Origin of the sequence: Candidatus Spongiisocius sp. (assembly GCF_965221825.1) — a bacterium.
Taxonomy (GTDB): Bacteria; Actinomycetota; Acidimicrobiia; order Spongiisociales; family Spongiisociaceae; genus Spongiisocius.
Genome location: NZ_OZ244917.1, coordinates 1,540,984 through 1,558,551 on the forward strand (window position 1 = coordinate 1,540,984; position 17,568 = coordinate 1,558,551).

Below are 17,568 nucleotides of genomic sequence, written 5' to 3' on the forward strand. Positions count from 1 at the left end.
CGCCGGGTCCGAACACTCCGAGAGGACCTCAAGGCTCTATTCGCTGAACACGGCAACTACGTTCCTCCCACCCGCGAGTACCCGGCCATCAAGGTCATACAACCCCGCGAGACGCATCCGCCTGAACAAGCCGAACCCGTCCTCAATCTGTCACGCCCGGTTTCTACACTGTGGGACAGGGCGCGTTACCGGACGCAAGGGAGGAACATACATGGCGGAACTCACGTTCAATCGGCTCCGTGATGCCGTTGCCGGCGAGGCGGTGGCCTTGCGGTCGCGGACCACGCTGCAACCGGCCGGAGGCCCAGGCGACAAGATCTTCCCACCGACCTATGCGGTGGCGCAGAACGCCGAACACAAGTATGCGGTTGAGGACCGGGTAGTCGGCGACGAGGTAAAGACGACCGTTCTGTTGGATTCGGTGGCATCGCAGGCCAACCGTGCCGAGTTCGCATTGCTTGAAGGATGGGAGGCAGGGGAACTCCGGTTCCCGGTCGCATACGTCGACTTCACGGTCGATAGTGAGCTGGCTGACCTTGGCAAGCTGTCGGTCCTCGAAGCGCCTCACCGAGTCGTTGATGCCGTATTCCGGGATAGCCTTCTGGACGAGACCTTGTTCCGGCTCTCCGACGTAGGGCGAGCTATTACCAATGCGACCCCCCGCGATGCTACAGCACTCTTCCGCTACTCCCCTTCTGCGCTTCTCTTCGGAGTATGGGACTCAACTGGCCCGAAGGGCGGCCTGGGATCGAAGTTCCAGCGTGCCTATGTGTCGGAGATCGTCGGCCTAGATGCCAAGATCGGCAAGAAAGTCGGGAGCCGGATCGATCCACTACAGATCGAGAAGCTCGCTCCAGACCAGAAGGCGTTCAACCATAGTGATCTCGATCAGGTATGGACGTTGAGCGAGGCTGAGGCAGAAAAGGACAAGAAGGGCAGACCGGTATACGCGACACGCGGTGCCGACACGGGAGAAGCCGGGCAGCCTTCCAAGATCAATCATGGCAATGTCGCGCCATTCATCGATAGCGTTTCCGGTGGAGTCACCATCACGGCAGCCACTCAGACCACAGTGATCTCTCTAGCCACTCTCCGTCGACTGCGTTTCGCGAACCATGACCGAACGACCGAAACAGCGGCACGTACCGCGGTGGCCGCGCTGGGTGTGGCGGCTATCGCTTACCAACATGAGATGGACTACGACCTCCGCTCCCGTTGCCTCCTAGTCCCCGAGCACGCTCCTCGGATCGAACTGATCGGTCGAGACGGATCGGCGCCTGAGATGGTGACCATCGACCGCTCCGGCGCAGCCGAGATACTGCGGGCTGCCACCGAGCAAGCAAACGAAGCAGGGATCGGATGGGAATCGAAGGCGATCCGGCTGGTGCCTGCTCCGAAGTTGATCGAGCTTATAAAGCGGAGCCGACAGGTGTCCGCCCTCGAACAGCCATCGGCATGAGGACGCTCTCGATCGAGATCAATTTCCTCACCGGCCGGTTCGTTGCCACAGCTCATCACGACAGAGCCAGCCCGGAGTGGCCACCCCACCCGGCAAGGTTGTTCTCGGCTCTCGTGGCCACATGGGCGGACGCTCACCAGCCCGATCCAATCGAAAGGAGGGCGATCGAGTGGCTGGAGTCCCTACCAGCACCTTCGATTCGCGCCTCGGACGCCACTCCCCGAACTGCGGCCACGCACTTCGTCCCGGTTAACGACGCTCGAATCGTCTCGCGGGCGTCATACGACAAACGAGCATGCAGAGTCGATGATCTGGTCGACCAGATCGAGGAGGCTCAAGCCGCGGGTGTCTCCAAGAGCAAACGGCGAAGCCTTCACACGCAGTTGAGAAGGCAACGGGACATTTCCGGAATCGTTTCGTCGGTGGGTAACACCCCTATCCGGGCAGCCGTCGACATCATGCCGCCCGGCTGGATCTCCGCTGCTGACAACGTACGAACCGGCCAGGCACGAGTGTTTCCGTCTGTCACGCCAACCGAGCCACGGGTTACCTACGTTTGGAAGGGCGATCCAACTGATGACACCATCGCGGCAATCGACGGTCTATGTGCCCGGCTTACCCGCCTCGGGCATTCTTCGTCGCTGGTGTCGTGCAGAGTGGTCTCGGATCCTCCTATCCCCACCCACGTACCAGGCGAGGGTGCTGACGTTCTCCGTTCTGTCAGGTCGGGTCAACTGGCCACCCTCGAACGCGAGTACAGGAAACATCGGGGAAGCAGACCCCGGACATTGCCGTTTTCGTCCGTCGGTTACCGACAGGTCGATCCGACAACGTCCGAAGATCCTGTGGTCAGGCCCGACACGTGCGGTGAGTGGCTGGTACTGGCGTTCCTACGGGGATCGAAGCGGTTTCCGTCCACAAGGGCGGTCGAAGTGGCCAGGGCTTTACGGGGCGCGGTGTTCCGCCACGCTACTGATCCGATACCAGAAGGCTTGTCCGGTCATCGCAGGGAGGGCCAACCGTCGACCGATCCGCATGTCGCCTTCCTTCCGCTTCCGTGGGTGGGACACGAGCACTCGGATGGGCGTCTGATGGGTGCGGCCATCGCCATACCCGAACATCTCGACACCGAATCTCTACGGGCGTTGCTCCGAGCGATCGGGAGGTGGGAATCGTCGGCGAGCCCACTCATCCTCACTCTGGGCGGGAGGGGAATCGTGGAAATGGAACGCATCGTGGGAACGAGTCATCTGGTCACTCTAAGGCCTGGACTATGGCGTCGTGGATCACACCGGTGGGTATCCGCCACACCGATAGCGTTACCCACCCATCCAGGCGCGCTTGGGAGGGGAACGGCTGCCGCTCGCGCCAAGGCATGGGCGCGGGCCGAGAAAGCCGTTGTCGACTCGTGTCGCCATATCGGACTTCCCGAGCCGATCGATGTCGGAGTCGCTCTCGCTCCGCTGATCCCGGGCGCCCGACCGGCGCCCACCTTTCCGGCCTTCCGCCAGCGCGGACCCGGTGGAAAACCGGTTGCCCGCCGGCTGGTCCACGCTGCGGTGACCTTCGACCAACCGGTGGCGGGTCCGGTGGTGCTCGGAGCAGGTCGGTATCTGGGACTGGGACTCATGCGGCCTGTGGCGGAACCGGGCGTGACTGATGAGTGACCTTACGGCCGCCGATTTCCCGGCCTACTTTCGAGGTGTCCATGGACAGGACGCGTTCCCGTGGCAGGTGCGACTTACCGATGCCGTGATGAACACCGAGCGTTGGCCGGAGGTGATCGACCTCCCCACCGGCTGCGGCAAGACCGCTGCTCTCGATGCCGCCGTGTTCTCTCTCGCTGCTCGACCGGACATTTTCCCTCGGCGGGTCGTGTTCGTGATCGACCGCCGCATCATCGTCGACCAGGTGTACGAGCGCGCACGGAGGATCAAGGACCGTTTGAGCGCAGCTCGGGACGGGGTCTTGGCCCAGGTACGAGATTGCCTGGCCGAGTTGAGTGATGGCGACCCTCTGAACGCAGTTGCGCTCAGGGGCGGAGTGCCCATCGACGATGAGTGGACATCCCGACCCGACGAACCATGGGTGGTGGTGTCGACTGTCGATCAGTTAGGGTCGCGGCTGCTATTCCGCGGCTACGGCGTCAGTCCCGGAATGCGTCCGATTCACGCCGGGTTGGCGGGCAACGACTGCCTGGTGATCCTCGACGAAGTCCATCTCAGCCGACCTTTCGCCGAGACTCTCGACGCGGTCCGCAGTCTCAGATGTGGCCGGCTTCCCCGCCGGTTCCAAGTGGTGGAGATGTCGGCAACACCGCACAACACCGAAGCCCCTCGCTTCCGGCTGGTCGAATCCGATCTAGAGGGCTCTGAGATGCTCCGCCAGCGCGTCACGGCTACCAAAACGTCCGCACTCAGGTCGATCCCGGGAAGAGTGGTCGAGGAAGCCATACCCAAGGCCGTAGCGAAGATCGTAAAGAAGGAACTACCTGGGGCGGTCCGGAGCGTCGGCGTGATCGTCAATCGGGTCCGGACCGCCCGCATGACCCACCAGGCCCTAGCGGAAGCCGGCCACCAGGTGCATCTCGTAACCGGACGTATGCGACCCCTCGACCGTGTTCACGTTCTCGAAGAGATCGCCGGAGCTGTGGACCCGGATCGCACCGATACAGCGAGCGAACTGACCGTGGTGGTCGCAACGCAAGCAATCGAAGTTGGCGCCGACTTCAGCTTTGATGCCCTGATCACGGAGTGCGCTCCTATCGATAGCCTTCGACAGCGGTTCGGCCGTCTTGATCGACGGGGTACCTGCCTGGACCGCATCGGTAGCTCCCCAAAGGCCTGGATACTCGGGGTGTCGTCCGTGATGAAGGCCAAGAAACCCGATCCCGTATACGGAGGCGCCGCCAAGGAAACATGGAAGGAGCTCTACAAGCGCTTCGGCAATGAGGAGTTCGATGCAGGTTGCGGCTCGCACGATCTAGATGGTTTTCCCGAAGAGGCGTCCGCACCTGCCCAACAGGCGCCGATCCTCTTAGACACTCACATGGAGGCTTGGGTCCAAACCCGTCCCGAACCGATAGTTCAGCCACCTCTCGATCCCTTTCTCCATGGCATCGGCCAGCCGAGTAACACCGATGTATCCATCGTGTGGAGATACGACCGCTCCCACCCGACCCTGAATCTGGTGCCGCCCCGCCCTGCCGAATACCTGCAGGTACCGATTGGCGCGGCCAAGGCATGGCTTGCTCATTCAGCCGCTGACCCGGTGGAGATCGCGGTGGCCGATGTGGATATGACCGAATTGGAACAGAGGATGTCCTCAACGACTACAGACTTGGGGGCGCATCGTTGGCTGAGTTTCGACGAAGCGCCCGAACCGATCACCGATGTCGCCGAACTCCGACCCGGTGACGTCATCCTTGTCGATCCCAGCATGGGAGGGCTCACAGCAAGTACCTGGGATCCGACGTCTTCGGAGGCAGTGTCTGATCTCGGTGATGAGGCCCAAGAGGTTTACGGTCACCGTGTGACCCTACGACTTGACGCACGTATCTATCCGGACGCTACCGGGCTCGTAGCAAACGAAGAGGCCGAGTTCACAACACGGGAACAGATCGCCGACTGGATCGAAGACACCATCAACGAGAAACCCGATACATGGATGGCCAACATCTGCGGACGGCTCGGAACGAGTTTCGATCTCTGCCAAAATGAAGACAGGGACTATCCGATCATCCTTGAGCGGTCGGTGGATAGCTCCTCCTTTGATGGCTCGGACGGAGCTGTTTCGTTCACCGGTACCGCCGTGACTCTCCGCGCTCATGTCGACGGGGTGGGGGACAAGGCAGCCGCATTCGCCCAACGGCTTGGACTCGACTCTGCGATCCAAGACGACCTGCGGCTTGCTGGGCGTCTACACGACATTGGGAAAGTCGATCTCCGTTTCCAAAACCAACTCGTTGGAGGCGACCCGGTAAAACTGGCGATGCTCGACGAACCCCTAGCCAAGTCGCTGCCGGGGGTTCCCCGTGTCTTTTCCTACCCGCGGGGTATGCGCCACGAGATAGCCAGTGCCGCCTTGGCCCAGTCCAGTCCCGCGATACTTCACGACGCATACGACCCGGAGCTCGTACTTCATCTAGTCATCACACATCATGGCCATGGAAGACCACTACTACCAATTCTCGAAGATCCGAACCCACAGCAGTTATATCATGAACACGACGGACACGAGATGGCGATATCCTCGAATCTGGTCGACAGCGACATGGCACTAGAAAGCGCAGATCGCTTCTGGCGGCTAGTCGGACGCTACGGGTATCACGGCCTAGCGTGGTTGGAGGCGATCCTTCGGTTGGCCGATCACCGGCGAAGCGTAGAGGAAGGGCGACGGCAAACAAGATGAGAGACGGGATCGCGTTGACCGGCCTCGAAGGCACCAATCCCCTCGGGTTTCTCGCCGCGCTTGGTGTCCAGGTTCTGTTCGATTGCGAGGAACACCAACCAAGGCTGTGGTGGACTGACGATATTGTCCCCAATGCTGTGGTTGCTCCCGAGTTTGATGTCGATCACATTGTCGAGCAGGCCCTCCAGGTTTTCCCGCGATGGATTGAAAGTCCCGCCCTGGCTCCCGGATTCGGAGCGAAGTCCGACGACGATGCCAAGTTCAGTCCAGGCAACCTGCGGAAATACCTAGAGAAGACGCGTTCCTACCAACCTGGGAACCGGCTGGCGTCTGCGCTGGTTGCCGATAGAAGCCTCGATGGTAAGGGTAAGGTCGCCAAGCCGACCGACCTTTACTTCACAGCAGGTCAACTCAAGTTCCTCAAGATCGCCCGCGATGTCCTGGCGGGAGTGGAACGAGACGAGATCGTGGAAGGACTACTTGGACCATGGAGCTACTCAAGTACTCTTTCTTCGTTGGGATGGGACACGACAGATGATCGGATCTACGCCCTAGCCGCTACCAACCCGGCCACCGACAAGAAACTCACCAACCCGGGTGCGGAGGCTCTGGCTATCCTCGGCCTCAGCCGTCATCCGGTGTTTGCAGGTCAAGACCGTCGCGGCCGTGACCGCACCTTTACACAAGGCTGTGCCGGACCGTGGCGTAGAGGTGGTACCTATACATGGCCTATCTGGACCAGACCAGCTACTCCAAACGCGGTTCTGTCGCTTCTAGCTCACGCGACAGGAAGAGACGAAGAGATACGATTACGCTCCAAATGGTACCGAGGCTGGGGTTTATCGCAAGTAATGCGATCTGCGATTCGCCGCTCGGACCAGGGCGGATATGGAACTTTTGGCCCGCCGGTGATTGCTTGGTCAGCTTTCGGCGGATCGTAAGGAGAGCGTTCCCAACGAGTAGGTCTATTCGTGTCTGAAGCTCCGGCGTTGGTCCCTGCCAGAATGGTCAACGAGTTTGAGTATTGCCCGCGCCTGTTCTATCTCGAGTGGGTACAGGCCCGCTTTCAAGACAACCCGGACACGGTGGAAGGACGATACGTACATCGCCGGACCGACGTTGGTGGGGGGCGGATCGGCGACTCCGATGAGGAGTATCCCGTTAGGCGTGCCCGATCGGTAACCCTCGGCTCGCAACGGCTTGGACTGATAGCCAAGGCAGACATTATCGAGGGCGCCGAAGACGGATCCGTGGTCCCCGTTGAGGTTAAGCGAGGGCGTCCACCATCTCACGGCCCTGCCTGGTCGCCGGAGCTCGTACAACTGTGTGCTATCGGGCTCCTACTCCAAGACCATGGCTACAAGTGCACGCACGGTGAGATCTTCTTCGCCCAGACTCGTGAGAGGAGGACGGTGCCCTTCGATGACGAGCTCGTCTCGACGACTCTTGGTGTGTTGGATCGGCTCCGGCCCGTTGCGGAGGCATCCGAACCCCCGCCACCTCTGGTGGACAGCCCCAAATGCCCTCGCTGTTCCTTGGTGGGTATTTGCCTGCCCGACGAGGTGAACCTACACAACCGCAGGAGCAGCAAGCGTCCCCGGCGACTGACGCCGAGTGACTCGGCCGCCCGACCGCTCTACGTCACCGAGCAGGGTGCCAAGATCGGAATCCGGGGAGGGCGCGTTCGGGTCACGCACCGTAATGCGGAACTCCGAGAGGTCAGAGCCATAGACGTATCCCAGATCTCGGTCTTCGGCAATGTTCAACTGTCCTCACAGCTCATGCGGGCAGCCTTCAGCCGGGAGATTCCTGTCTGCTGGTTCTCCTACGCCGGATGGTTTCAGGGCATCGCCAACGGCCTTCCATCCAAGCACGTGGAGCTCCGCAGGAGGCAGGTGGGCATCGCCTCCCAGGCCGGTCTTCCGATTGCCCGGCGGATGATCGAAGGAAAGATAAGGAATTGCCGTACCTTCCTTCGACGCAACTCCCGTGTGGACGCAAGCAAGGTGCTGTCCCAACTCAAGGCCCTTGCTGACCAAGCAGTCACCTGCAAGTCGCTGGAATCGCTACTCGGAATCGAGGGCGTGGCGGCAAGGCTGTACTTCGGAGCATTCGCCGGCATGCTCCGGGATGACGAACTCGGCACCTTCGACGTCGCCGGACGGAACAGGCGACCTCCCCGTGACCCCGTCAACTGCCTGCTGTCCTACGCCTACTCAATGCTCACCAAGGATCTGACCGCGACGGTGTTGGGCATCGGGTTCGATCCGTACCTAGGGGTCTACCATCGGCCTCGCTTCGGTCGACCGGCCCTAGCCCTGGACCTGGCCGAGGAGTTCCGGCCCCTCATCGCCGACTCCGTGGCCGTGAACGTGATCAACAACGGCGAGATCCGCTCGACCGGCTTCATAGTTCGCGCCCAGGGCGTCGCACTTACCCAGAAGGCCCGGCGGTCCTTCCTCGCCGCCTACGAGCGACGCCTCGATCATGAGGTGACCCACCCGACCTACGGATACAGGATCACGTACCGGCGGGTGCTTGAGGTTCAGGCGCGGATGCTCGGGGCATACTTGTTGGGTGAGATTCCCGAGTACGTTCCGTTCATGACCAGGTGAGGGTTGATTTCGATGGGAAGTCGTAGGAGATATCTGGTCGCGTATGACATCCGCGACGACAAGAGGCTTCGCTTGGTCTACAAGACGATGAAGGGCTACGGGTGGCGCATGCAGTACAGCGTCTTCATCTGTGACCTGGACCGCATGGAATTATTGTCCCTGAAGACGGACTTGGGGGCGATCATCCATCACGCTGTGGACTCCATCGCCATGATCGACCTTGGCTCTCCCCATGAGCGAGGGAGCGATTGCTTCCAGTTCATGGGAGCCGTACACGGCATGCCCGACTCGGGACCGGTGATCCTGTGACACATGCGAGCGGTATAGTGACTACAGAAACCCCGGCAGGTGCTCGAACGTACTCTGACCAGGCGTTTTGCCCGCTCCTTGACAACCAAACTGTCCGAGCCAAAGCCGCTCCATACTTACCGCTCGCACGACATGCCCAAATCCCCAGGTCAAAGGTGTGTTTTTCAGCGAGCCATCCGGCGGGGATTAATCCCCGCCCTCCATTGCGGCCGTCAGCTGACCAACCGGAGATTCGAGGGCGACGCAGATCCGGCGGGGATTAATCCCCGCCCTCCATTGCGGCTCGAAGAGTTCAATGCATTCATGGACCGCTGGGGCGGCATCCGGCGGGGATTAATCCCCGCCCTCCATTGCGGCCGCGTCAGCTTCCCGGAGTGGCAACCCAGCGCAGGGATCCGGCGGGGATTAATCCCCGCCCTCCATTGCGGCGAACGCGTTAGTGTCGTCGATCATCGCCTGGGTGACATCCGGCGGGGATTAATCCCCGCCCTCCATTGCGGCGCGACGGTGGCCTCGATGGCCCGTTGGATGGCCTGGATCCGGCGGGGATTAATCCCCGCCCTCCATTGCGGCAAGAGCACCGCTGTCGTCCACGTGGACACCGACAAGGGATCCGGCGGGGATTAATCCCCGCCCTCCATTGCGGCGACCGGGACGACCGGACCACATACCACATAGTCCCGGTATCCGGCGGGGATTAATCCCCGCCCTCCATTGCGGCCCCGGCGGTGCCGCCGTCCGGGACACCGGGCCCGGTGATCCGGCGGGGATTAATCCCCGCCCTCCATTGCGGCGTGTGAGCCGTGTGCCCGGTCGATGCGGCGCCAGCATCCGGCGGGGATTAATCCCCGCCCTCCATTGCGGCGGAGACCGGCCAACCACCGCCACGCCGATGACACGTATCCGGCGGGGATTAATCCCCGCCCTCCATTGCGGCCGCGCCTACCGCCTCAACCAGGGCGTCCCGGCGGTTCATCCGGCGGGGATTAATCCCCGCCCTCCATTGCGGCTAATTCTCGGTGCTTGCGCTAACCTGATCTGCTCAATCCGGCGGGGATTAATCCCCGCCCTCCATTGCGGCGACCTTGAACGTGCCGGAGAGGGTTGGGGTGCCGGAATCCGGCGGGGATTAATCCCCGCCCTCCATTGCGGCGATTTCGCTCTCCCGAAGGTCGACCACATCGACGTGATCCGGCGGGGATTAATCCCCGCCCTCCATTGCGGCGCCGGTCTCGCGGCGGTCGGCCAGGACGAAATGGGATCCGGCGGGGATTAATCCCCGCCCTCCATTGCGGCACTCGGGGCGCACGCCCCCCACCCTCAACGACGCGTATCCGGCGGGGATTAATCCCCGCCCTCCATTGCGGCGGGGAGTTGGCCCCAGGCGTCCCACAGCAGGAACCCGAATCCGGCGGGGATTAATCCCCGCCCTCCATTGCGGCATCGTGTAGGAGCTGCCGTCGGGGTCGGGCAGGGCTGATCCGGCGGGGATTAATCCCCGCCCTCCATTGCGGCCAGACCACCCACATACGTTCGACGTCTCCGGTAGCGCATCCGGCGGGGATTAATCCCCGCCCTCCATTGCGGCCGTCTGATCTGCTCCAACGGTATGACCACTCGTCACGATCCGGCGGGGATTAATCCCCGCCCTCCATTGCGGCGGGTTCCCGGTAGCCGGTGGAAGGCCTCCGAGTTGGCATCCGGCGGGGATTAATCCCCGCCCTCCATTGCGGCCTCACCACCAGAACGTTAGTCCCCGCCCTCCAGTTGCGGCGATCACTTCGATCAGATGGGCCTCCTGGTCGCCGCCCTCTATTGCGGCGATGAAGAACTTGCCAAGATTGACATGGGGCTGGTTGGCCTGGGCGGTGCGGTACTCTACGGATCGCGCGGGCATGAGACCTGCACAAGCAGATCGTCGGTGTGCGTCCAGTGAGGACGGGGCAACCAGGCTGTCGTCATGGAGAGCGATCCCCAATCCGTTCAGCCTGATCGTTCATGCTGCGGGGATAGACCGTCGATCCAGTCGTAGATGTCTTGTTCCCTCCAGCCCATCGCTCGGGTGTGTTCGCCGCCGAGGCGGATAGGTGGAGGGAACGACCCGTCCCGTTCTCGACGCCATATTGTGGTTCTGCTCAACCCGGTGATCTCCATGACTTCGGGCAGTCTCACGATCCGCCTGCTCCTGGAGTGCTGTGTCATTGGGTGTCGTTGGATAAACCCTGCCCGGGTGTTGTGGGTGTGGTTTCTCATCAGCTTCTTCTCCCGCTCATTTCCGAAGGTTTGTACTGGCACGCTGTGTGTTGTTTCATCCGATGGGGATGGTCAGAGGGCGTGTTGTTGGTCATAGAACGTACCGAGGGGGATCCCCAACCCGGTCGCGCATCTGCCCTGTGTGGGTCGCGGTCGACCGCGACCGGTCGCGTATCTGTCCCCCTGCGGTCGCGCATCGAGCCTTGGGCGCTCCCAATTCCTCGCCATCGGGCACGGGCCCGCTGAAACGGCATCTCCGAGACGAGGGCTCATACTCGGGGAGTCTGCACACCTGCCCGCCCATGCAATCGGCACTCTGCTCATCGAGACGAGTGGTGGGATGCCCGAGGTGTGCTTAGCTGCCCAACCCACCTGTCGGGAACTCCACCGGGACAGGTGTCCCGATGCGGACTAGGTCTTGGTTGTTCGAGAGATGCGCGTTTGCCTACACGCGGTCGCGTATCCCTCTGCGAGGCCTTTCACGGCTCTGCTGCGGTCGACTCGGTGCCAACTGAACTGATCGGAGAGCCAACGAGGACAAGTCGGCCCCGCGCCTGTGCCGTTGGCCACAGCGGGGCTAAGGCGGTTTATTCACGACCAGGACGGTCCTCTTGGCAGCCCGATGGTCGCCCCATCCCGGCCTCGCGAGCCTCTCTCCTGGCCGTGCGTCCCCGCTCACAGGCTATGGCGGGCAACCACTTCCGTGTCGACGAAACGGGGCCTTCACCTGGTTCCAACCGGGGGGAGGGGGACAAGCCTTCGCCGGTTCGGCACCGGTCGATCTCCAGCCTCGATGCTACGGCCCCCCAACGACTCGAACACTGAGGCCGCGCAACTCCTCCAGGGCGCTCACTTCCCTATAGGGGACATATGTCCCGTCCTGTGGTACGCTGGTAGCGGAAAGGAGCATCAATTCCGCCCACCGAGGTACTGGACGCAACGCTGGAACCCGGGATCACGAACGGGCGCCCCGTCGCAGTGTTCCGGTCCGTCGATCACCACACCGGGGACGAGGTACGCCTGCGAGTCACCAAACGCGGCCACCGAGACCCCGACCACATCGCCACCTACAAGGTGTTCCACGAGCCGCCACCCGGCCGCCCGGCGCTGCTCAAGGCGGCGCAGGTCAGTGACCCCGAACCCATCCACACAGGCTGACCGACTACTAGGCCCGACCGAGACCTAACCGGCGCGGTCGGCGAACTTCCAGAACCGGGACGTGCCGGACAACACGATCAAGTCGCGGTCGGAAGCGTCCTGGGTGCTCTCGTATCGGACAACCAGGGACCATTGCCACACACCGGGGAAGGGGAGACCCCACACACAGTCCTGTTGAGGGGTGTCGCCCGGCTGGCATCTGCTCCCGAGCGACAGGTTGTCCTCAGGCTCGCCTAGGCCCACCCTGGCCAGCAGCGCCCGCCCGGCCCGTTCGGCCTCCCGCCGCTGGGCGGCCTTCATAGCAGCCCACTGCGCTCCGAGCCCTGGCGACACGGTGCGGACAGTGCTGCGATCCGCCGTGTACCAGACGAACAGCGGATGCGCCGACGAAATGACCTCGATCATCGTCCACACACACCCCGACGTGTCCGTCAGCGTCAACGCGGCATCCGATGACCACACCGGCCACACCCGCGGAGACCCACTCCCCGCCGCCGGGTCTCCGGTTGTGATCTCGTAGCTAGAGCCGCCGGGGCCGGACCCAGCCACGTCCGTCTGCCACGACACCGCCGCCCGTACCGCGTCCATCTGGTCTGTCGGTATCGTCAGCGAACACGCCGCCGTACCCGAAATAACCTCAAACGAACACGTCAGGTTCATCACCCCGTCCGGTGTCGGGTTACGAGGACTCAGAGTCCCCGTCCACACCCCAACCGCAGTAGGCGTACCCGAGAGCTGCTGCGCCCACACACCGTCCACGTTCACGTACCGCATCTGCATCCCGGTCGGCTCGTCCCCCGTCCACACATACCGAGACGCAGGAGGCGCCACCGGCAGCAACCGCGTCACCGCCACACCCTGCTCGAACACCCAGTCACACCCATCAGACCACCCCGCCGGCACCGTCGTAGCGGTCGTCGTAGGCGTGGTGGTCGTGGGCCGTGGCCGTGTGGGGCGTGTTGTGCTCGGCGGTGGCCGCGTAGTGGGCGGTGTCGTGGGGCGTGTTGTGCTCGGCGGCGGCCGTGTCGTAGTGGTCGTAGGTGCCGTGGTGGTCGTCGTTGTCGATGATGACGTCGTTGTAGTCGACGGGCTTCTGTGGGTACCCGACCCCGACCAACTACCGCAGCGCCCCCCGTGCGAAGGAGCGCTCGTTCGCCAGCCGCCCCCACTCGGCGACGACGTGTTAGAACTCCGCCCCGAGATCGAACACACCCGTCGGGACGAGGAGGTCCGGTTCGTCGTGTGCGACTGGTGATACCACCCCGAACCCAGGCTATGACCACAACTCATGGACGGCTGCGACCTGGACCAGGTGGTGCAGGATCGGGCCGTTTCCTTCCCCCACTGCCACTCCAAGCAGACCCGGAACCCGTTGACGTATCCCCACGTTGCGCAGTAGCGTTCCCGGAAGTATTCGTAGTGTTGCCAGAGGTACTGCGTGTAGGTGCTACCCGCGCTCCAGGTGTAGTTGGTCATGGACTCCTCGTGGGTGCCGTGGGCCCCGGTGGGGGGAGGCTCCCTTACCAGGAGGAGGCCCAGGGCAAGAGCCGACACTGCCAGCAGCGGGTACAGGAACCGCCGGCGCGTGCGGACAGTCATCCGTCTGCCCTCCTCACCAGGGTGCGTGGTCGCGGATGCGGTGGGTTTCCTCGTCCGACAGATCCCGCGGTGTGTACTGGCCGGACGCTTCCCGGACGGCACCAGTGTCCACGGCGACATGCGGACGAGGGTCGTCGGGACAGGTCTGGCTGGCTGGCCCCAGCCTGGCCAAAACCCTGCAGAACGCGTGGTAAGAGACCATCCACTGGCCGTCCACCCAAACGGCAGGCGCCCCTTCCATCCCTGATGTGGGCCCGTAATCCGCCGCCTCGGGGACCAGCGCCTCGATGTGAATGAGCACCCCCAAGAGATCCGGGCCGTTCCAGGACGCCCCCTCGACGGTCACCCTCCGGTACGGGCGGGCGTCGGCGTTCTCGAACCCGGACCACGGGCCGGCAAACGGTGGGTATTCGTCGCCCCGGTAATCCGCGGCCCATGCTTCGGCGCGGGCCAGCGGGCCGGCTAGCAGGTGCCCGTCCCGTGCCACAGACATCCGTTCCTCGTGGGTACCCAAGAGGAAGGCCTCGAAGATGTACTGGAGGCGGTCAAGGACGCACTCCTCGACCACCCGGTAGCGCTCCCGGTACTCGCCGTGACAGTCAACGACGCCCTCTGGAGCGGGCACGGTGACAAAAATGGTTGAGGGCACAGTCTCTGTGTGGTCGTGGTCGTGCTCGTCTGCGTCTACGACGGTCGGAGCAGCCGTCGTGGTTGTTGTGGTCGTGGTAGGTGGGGGAGTGGTGGTGGGTGGTGTGGTTGTGGTGGGTGGGGGAGTGGTGGTTGTGGTGGTGGTCAGGTCGGCTGCCTCGAGCCGGGTCGTAGCCGGTGTCAACCCTGCCGTGGTGGGCGGGGCCGGCTGCGCTACCTCATCCGTGGGTGTGAGCACCAGCACCCAGACCAGGGCGGCGGCGAGAGCGGCCACTGCTACTGCTAGGAGGGCGAGTCCCAATCTCGCTCTGGTCGTGCGGTTCATGTTCATGGTCTGTCTCCCTGTCCGGACGGCAGCGGGCTGTAGCGGCCCTCAGGGCCGAAGGTACCCAGCACCTGTGACACAACTCGCCCGAGCCTCAGACACTCCACGCGCGCCGCCGCGACCAGCCTTCGTGGTTGACGGCGGGAGGCCACTAAGTGGCCGAGGGAGCGCAGCCCTCTCAGGCGGTCGGTCGGGCCGCTAATTGGCGTCACCGTAAATCCTGTCCACGGCTGCGCGGAACACCAAACGGTGCGGCCACTTCTCTACAGCAGCCGCCAACGCGTTGGCGGCTTCCTCCACTAGGTCTCCCCGGACGGACCGTTTGATCGCGTAGATCGGGTCGTCGATCCATGCGGCGGTGGGCCCGTCCGCCTGTTGCAGCGGCCGACCCATCGCCTCGGCCAGGGTTGCCGCTACCTGCTCCTCGCCGCGCAGCACCGCAGCGTTGAGAGCGGCTATGTCGGTTACGACCCCCTCCGCCAACCGCCAATACTGGCGGCCGTCCCAGGTCACCCAGCCCGCTTTGCTGGCACGCCAGATCAAGGACTTGGCCGACGACTTGGACGTGTCCAACGCCCGGTGTACCTCGGCCACGGTGGCCTCCCCCCGGTAAGCGATAAGCGCCAACAAGCTGAACCTCTGAAGCCGCATACCCCACTGGTGCCCACATAACGTCAGCAGCCGCAGCTTCGGGATTCCTACCGCCTCACCGAACTCTTCGCCCGCCGTGTCCACAGGACCACCCGCTGCCGCCGCTGCTCCCTGCCAGACGGGGGAAGGTGTCGCGGGCCGGTCGGGATCGGGGGCGATCTCAAGGACGGCAGCGGTGAGCTGGTCGGTGACGTTGGGTGTCGGTGGTGGGTCTGGGTCGGGTTCGGTGAGGGAGAGGTTCAGGTCGGCTTCGGCGGCGGCGAGCTGGTCGGTGATTGTGGGTGTTGGGTCGGTGTCGGTGGCGGGCTGGTTGGTGGGTGTTGGTGACGATGCTGGGTTGATGTCCGGGTCCGGGTCCGTTGGGGGGTCCGGTGTTTCTCCCTGAAACACGGGCGCCTCGGCGCCGGAGGGGGCCGGGCCTAGAGGTGCGGGGACAGTTTCCGGTATGGGTAGCCGCAACACGGATCCAGAGCCTGGGCGGGAGTTTTCGGACTCGGAGCGGGCTCGGTCGAGCAGGAGCTGTTGGGTGAAAGCCGACCAAGACGCGGCGGGGATCGGTACCGGTGCGGGCGTCCGGGCTAGGTACCCGCCGCCGCTGTGCGGCTGCCAGGGGCGAAGGGTGAGGACTGTTCGGGCTGCTAGGACTATGAGCGGGAGGCTGGCCATCAGGGCCACCGCTACGACTAGGGGGATAAGTGTCTCGTCGGGTTCTCCCTGTTGGCGGATGCGGTACCAGGGTGCTGTCACGTCGGCCAGTTTGGAGGGGATCAGGTCGCGGGTCCATAGCCAGCGGATAGCCAGGGCGTAGCTGAAGACGATGACGACTGCGGCGACCCAGCGCCCGATGTTGGCCCGGCCATCGGCGGTGCCCCATCGCCGGGAGACGTAGGTTACGGCGCGCATGCGGGTACAGCGTCCATGTTGAAGGAGTGGGCGGCGTTGTCGAGGTACAGGGAAGCTTTGGTGGGGGCCGCTCCGAACGGGAACCGCCTCCGGTGACCGAGGTCGGCGGTGACTTCGAGCACGTTGTTGGTGTGCCGGCAGGCGGTGGGCGGCGGCTGGGCGCACACCAGGTCGTCGGCACAGTCCGCTAGAGCGACCCGGTAGTCGCGGGCGGCTATCTCGTAGGCGAGTTCTTGGCCTCGGACCCACGCGGCGTAGTCCGCCAGGAACAGCATGGCGAACACGATCAGGCTGACCATGCTGACCGTAGTGACAGCGAACCTCACCGTTCCTCCTGAAGCCCGCCGAAAGGGTCGGTGTCGGGCGAGGTGGGGGAGGCCAGCGGAGCGGACGGTAGGGGCACTTCGGCCTGGTGGCTGACCCTGGGGGTCAGTCCCGGCATCGGCCCGGGCAGGAGCCAGCATTCCACTGTGACCCTTGCCCGGCTCAGGTTGGGAGTGGCCCCGACCCACACGGTGGCCGTCTTGTAGCGGGTGGGGGGCATCCAGCCGCTCACTTGCTGGTCGTAGTATTCGACGGTCACCGACAGCTGGTCTGAGCACACCCGTGACGCGGCCACCGCTGCGTCTTCGCCTGCCTGTACTCCGGCTCGTACCTCGGCGGGTGACGCGTCGGCGTACACCCCCGCCGCTGCGTTCACGACGCCGCGGTGAGCGACGGTGGCGAGCTGCTCACGGCGGTCGGCGATCTCGACGACGGTGGCCATTGTCAGGATCCCGAGGAGGAGCAACGGTACGGCTAGCACGGCGCCGACTATCTCGTCCATGTCAGGTTCCCTGTCCGCAGGCAGTTGGGAGGGGCAGCCCGGTCGACTGGGTCGGTGCGCATGCGACGGCGTGGACGGGGCCGGTCCACCACCACCGGCCTGCGCTGACGGGGACTACCTGCAACGCGGCGAGCACGGTGCAGGTGGCGGTGTCAGCGGTCAGCCCGAAGTCGGTGACGATGAGGCGGTTGTTGCCTGCTAGCCGGTCCCCGGAGGCCCTCGCCGCAGCGGTTTCAGCCTGAGCCCACTCGGTCCCGGTTGCCTGGCAGTTCCAGTCACGTCCGAGATGCGCTGCGGCAGCGTACGCGGCTGATCGGACGGCGGAGCGGGCTTCGAGGCCGGACGTGTAGGACAAGAACAGTGACAGGACCATCGTCACCAGCGCCAGCCACACTGCGCCTAGCTTCATAAC

At 63.8% G+C, this 17,568-nt stretch carries 16 protein-coding genes and 1 CRISPR repeat array; of the genes, 7 read left to right on the forward strand and 9 right to left on the reverse strand.

Features of this window, described 5'->3' with window-relative positions:
- The first annotated feature begins 211 nt into the window (after nt 1-211).
- Genes cas7g through cas2 form a run of 6 tightly spaced genes read left to right on the forward strand, consistent with a single transcriptional unit; the run spans nt 212 to nt 8,793 of the window.
- Nucleotides 212-1,459 carry a type I-G CRISPR-associated RAMP protein Csb1/Cas7g gene (gene cas7g / locus ACOQPD_RS07315; RefSeq protein WP_420614231.1) on the forward strand — a complete coding sequence of 416 codons (1,248 nt, stop codon included), beginning with the start codon at nt 212-214 and terminating at the stop codon, nt 1,457-1,459.
- A complete protein-coding gene (csb2, locus tag ACOQPD_RS07320) occupies nt 1,456-3,126 on the forward strand; it encodes a type I-G CRISPR-associated protein Csb2 (protein WP_420614232.1) in 1,671 nt (556 codons plus the stop codon). Before cas7g ends, csb2 begins: the two co-directional genes overlap by 4 nt.
- A complete protein-coding gene (gene cas3g, locus ACOQPD_RS07325) occupies nt 3,119-5,869 on the forward strand; it encodes a type I-G CRISPR-associated helicase/endonuclease Cas3g (RefSeq protein WP_420614233.1) in 2,751 nt (916 codons plus the stop codon). Before csb2 ends, cas3g begins: the two co-directional genes overlap by 8 nt.
- The gene (locus tag ACOQPD_RS07330) at nt 5,866-6,810 is read left to right on the forward strand and encodes a type I-G CRISPR-associated protein, Cas3-extension family (RefSeq protein ID WP_420614234.1); all 945 of its coding nucleotides are present in this window, start codon (nt 5,866-5,868) and stop codon (nt 6,808-6,810) included. The genes cas3g and ACOQPD_RS07330 overlap by 4 nt, the downstream gene beginning before the upstream one ends.
- 30 nt (nt 6,811-6,840) lie before the next feature.
- The gene (gene cas4g/cas1g, locus ACOQPD_RS07335) at nt 6,841-8,484 is read left to right on the forward strand and encodes a CRISPR-associated endonuclease Cas4g/Cas1g (RefSeq protein WP_420614235.1); all 1,644 of its coding nucleotides are present in this window, start codon (nt 6,841-6,843) and stop codon (nt 8,482-8,484) included.
- 12 nt (nt 8,485-8,496) lie between these two features.
- Nucleotides 8,497-8,793 (forward strand): CRISPR-associated endonuclease Cas2, encoded by a 297-nt coding sequence (cas2, locus tag ACOQPD_RS07340; RefSeq protein WP_420614236.1) that lies wholly within the window; start codon nt 8,497-8,499, stop codon nt 8,791-8,793.
- 174 nt (nt 8,794-8,967) lie between these two features.
- A CRISPR array of direct repeats spans nt 8,968-10,527; the repeat unit is 36 nt; unit sequence ATCCGGCGGGGATTAATCCCCGCCCTCCATTGCGGC.
- Between the two features lies 1 nt (nt 10,528).
- Here cas2 and ACOQPD_RS07345 read toward each other — a convergent pair.
- Nucleotides 10,529-10,690, reverse strand: a complete 162-nt coding sequence (locus tag ACOQPD_RS07345; protein WP_420614237.1) for a hypothetical protein — start codon at nt 10,688-10,690, stop codon at nt 10,529-10,531.
- Between the two features lie 86 nt (nt 10,691-10,776).
- Nucleotides 10,777-11,046 (reverse strand): helix-turn-helix transcriptional regulator, encoded by a 270-nt coding sequence (locus ACOQPD_RS07350; protein WP_420614238.1) that lies wholly within the window; start codon nt 11,044-11,046, stop codon nt 10,777-10,779.
- Between the two features lie 978 nt (nt 11,047-12,024).
- Here ACOQPD_RS07350 and ACOQPD_RS07355 point away from each other — a divergent pair.
- Nucleotides 12,025-12,204 carry a hypothetical protein gene (locus ACOQPD_RS07355; protein ID WP_420614239.1) on the forward strand — a complete coding sequence of 60 codons (180 nt, stop codon included), beginning with the start codon at nt 12,025-12,027 and terminating at the stop codon, nt 12,202-12,204.
- Between the two features lie 24 nt (nt 12,205-12,228).
- Here ACOQPD_RS07355 and ACOQPD_RS07360 read toward each other — a convergent pair whose 3' ends face one another.
- The 7 genes from ACOQPD_RS07360 to ACOQPD_RS07390 form a co-directional block, all read right to left on the reverse strand.
- Nucleotides 12,229-12,645, reverse strand: a complete 417-nt coding sequence (locus ACOQPD_RS07360; protein WP_420614240.1) for a hypothetical protein — start codon at nt 12,643-12,645, stop codon at nt 12,229-12,231.
- 442 nt (nt 12,646-13,087) lie between these two features.
- Nucleotides 13,088-13,321: a hypothetical protein gene (locus tag ACOQPD_RS07365; protein ID WP_420614241.1), complete on the reverse strand. Its 234-nt coding sequence runs from the start codon at nt 13,319-13,321 to the stop codon at nt 13,088-13,090.
- 495 nt (nt 13,322-13,816) lie between these two features.
- A complete protein-coding gene (locus tag ACOQPD_RS07370; RefSeq protein ID WP_420614242.1) occupies nt 13,817-14,782 on the reverse strand; it encodes a hypothetical protein in 966 nt (321 codons plus the stop codon).
- 192 nt (nt 14,783-14,974) lie between these two features.
- Nucleotides 14,975-16,330 carry a hypothetical protein gene (locus ACOQPD_RS07375; protein WP_420614243.1) on the reverse strand — a complete coding sequence of 452 codons (1,356 nt, stop codon included), beginning with the start codon at nt 16,328-16,330 and terminating at the stop codon, nt 14,975-14,977.
- On the reverse strand, nt 16,318-16,656 hold the full coding sequence (locus ACOQPD_RS07380) for a hypothetical protein (RefSeq protein WP_420614244.1): 339 nt from the start codon (nt 16,654-16,656) through the stop codon (nt 16,318-16,320). Before ACOQPD_RS07380 ends, ACOQPD_RS07375 begins: the two co-directional genes overlap by 13 nt.
- Nucleotides 16,653-17,156: a hypothetical protein gene (locus ACOQPD_RS07385; RefSeq protein ID WP_420614245.1), complete on the reverse strand. Its 504-nt coding sequence runs from the start codon at nt 17,154-17,156 to the stop codon at nt 16,653-16,655. The genes ACOQPD_RS07380 and ACOQPD_RS07385 overlap by 4 nt, the downstream gene beginning before the upstream one ends.
- 1 nt (nt 17,157) lies before the next feature.
- A complete protein-coding gene (locus ACOQPD_RS07390; protein WP_420614246.1) occupies nt 17,158-17,565 on the reverse strand; it encodes a hypothetical protein in 408 nt (135 codons plus the stop codon).
- Nucleotides 17,566-17,568: the final 3 nt, after the last annotated feature.

Bases quoted from the DNA above. Each gene is read 5' to 3' on its own strand.
- ACOQPD_RS07375 (WP_420614243.1), bottom strand. From the start codon at position 16,330: ATGCGCGCCGTAACCTACGTCTCCCGGCGATGGGGCACCGCCGATGGC.
- ACOQPD_RS07370 (WP_420614242.1), bottom strand. From the start codon at position 14,782: ATGAACATGAACCGCACGACCAGAGCGAGATTGGGACTCGCCCTCCTA.
- ACOQPD_RS07330 (WP_420614234.1), top strand. From the start codon at position 5,866: ATGAGAGACGGGATCGCGTTGACCGGCCTCGAAGGCACCAATCCCCTC.
- cas3g (WP_420614233.1), top strand. From the start codon at position 3,119: ATGAGTGACCTTACGGCCGCCGATTTCCCGGCCTACTTTCGAGGTGTC.
- cas2 (WP_420614236.1), top strand. From the start codon at position 8,497: ATGGGAAGTCGTAGGAGATATCTGGTCGCGTATGACATCCGCGACGAC.
- csb2 (WP_420614232.1), top strand. From the start codon at position 1,456: ATGAGGACGCTCTCGATCGAGATCAATTTCCTCACCGGCCGGTTCGTT.
- cas7g (WP_420614231.1), top strand. From the start codon at position 212: ATGGCGGAACTCACGTTCAATCGGCTCCGTGATGCCGTTGCCGGCGAG.
- ACOQPD_RS07350 (WP_420614238.1), bottom strand. From the start codon at position 11,046: ATGAGAAACCACACCCACAACACCCGGGCAGGGTTTATCCAACGACAC.
- ACOQPD_RS07345 (WP_420614237.1), bottom strand. From the start codon at position 10,690: ATGCCCGCGCGATCCGTAGAGTACCGCACCGCCCAGGCCAACCAGCCC.
- ACOQPD_RS07385 (WP_420614245.1), bottom strand. From the start codon at position 17,156: ATGGACGAGATAGTCGGCGCCGTGCTAGCCGTACCGTTGCTCCTCCTC.
- ACOQPD_RS07390 (WP_420614246.1), bottom strand. From the start codon at position 17,565: ATGAAGCTAGGCGCAGTGTGGCTGGCGCTGGTGACGATGGTCCTGTCA.